The sequence below is a fragment of the Pseudomonas sp. K8 genome (genome assembly GCF_014889455.1).
Taxonomy (GTDB): domain Bacteria; phylum Pseudomonadota; class Gammaproteobacteria; order Pseudomonadales; family Pseudomonadaceae; genus Aquipseudomonas; species Aquipseudomonas veronii.
In genome coordinates this window covers 1-944 of the sequence record NZ_VJWO01000124.1, presented here as the reverse complement: position 1 = coordinate 944, position 944 = coordinate 1, and the positions used below count along the sequence as shown (strand labels likewise).

General features: G+C 65.3%; 2 protein-coding genes. One reads left to right on the top strand and one right to left on the bottom strand.

The window, feature by feature from the left end; translation table 11 throughout:
- A partial coding sequence (locus INT12_RS30495; protein WP_193059180.1) for a LytTR family DNA-binding domain-containing protein occupies nucleotides 1–303 on the top strand: 303 nt, incomplete at its 5' end.
- 29 nt (nucleotides 304–332) lie between these two features.
- On the opposite strand, the gene INT12_RS30490 is transcribed toward INT12_RS30495, so the two are convergent.
- A partial coding sequence (locus INT12_RS30490) for a TonB-dependent receptor domain-containing protein (protein ID WP_193059179.1) occupies nucleotides 333–944 on the bottom strand: 612 nt, incomplete at its 5' end.

Sequence of the window (944 nt, the reverse complement as noted above, 5' to 3'; positions counted from 1 at the left end):
GTGCTGGTCGACGTGGACGAGATCGTATGGATCAAGGCCGCCCGCAACATCGCCGAGATCCACCTGGCCGGCCGCATGCACGAACACCGCGGCACCATGGCCGCCCTCGCCGCCCGGCTCGACCCGCGCCACTTCGCCCGCGTGCACCGCTCGGCCATCGTCAACATCCGGCGGGTCAAGGCGATCCACCCTTGGTTCAACGGCCACCACGTGGTCACCCTGGACACCGGCCAGCAGCTGCGCATGAGCCGCTACCAGAACGAGGCGTTCCTCAAGCTCGTGTCCACCCGGGACCCACCGTAGAGCCAGGCCCTGCCTGGCTGCACCAACGATCAGAACGTATACCGAACGCGCCCATAGTAGTAGGCACCATTGCTACCCATCGGCGACAACACGTCATACGGCAGGTTGCCGTAGTAGTAGATGTCCTCGTTGGACAGGTCCGAGTAATTGTCGGTCAGGTTCTGCCCACCCAGCGCCACGCTCCACTGCGGCGTGATCCTGTACTCCACCTCGGCATCCAGCTGCCACTCGGCGCCATACGTCTGCCGCGGCACGAACCCATCGCCGAAGTTGAACACCCGGGTCACGCTGCCATAACGGCTCAGGCGGCTCCTCAGTGTCCACCGATCATTGGCCCAGGTCGCCGCCAGCTGCGCACGCGTGCGCGGGGTGGCATCGGTCAGCGTGTTGCTTTCTTCCACGCCGAACAGCACGTAATCCGGATCCAGCGCCAACAGGCTCGCCGGCGTGGCCAGCACGTTCTTCAGCGTGGTCTTGTTGTAGGCATACGTACCGGTCAGCACCAGCTGGCCATCGCCGAGCCCCTGCCGCCAGTTGGTCACCAGCTCGGCACCACGGGTGCGGGTATCGGCGGCGTTGACGAAGAAGTTGGCGCTCTGCCGCCCGGCGACGCCGAACTGATGCTGCACGTAATCGGTGAG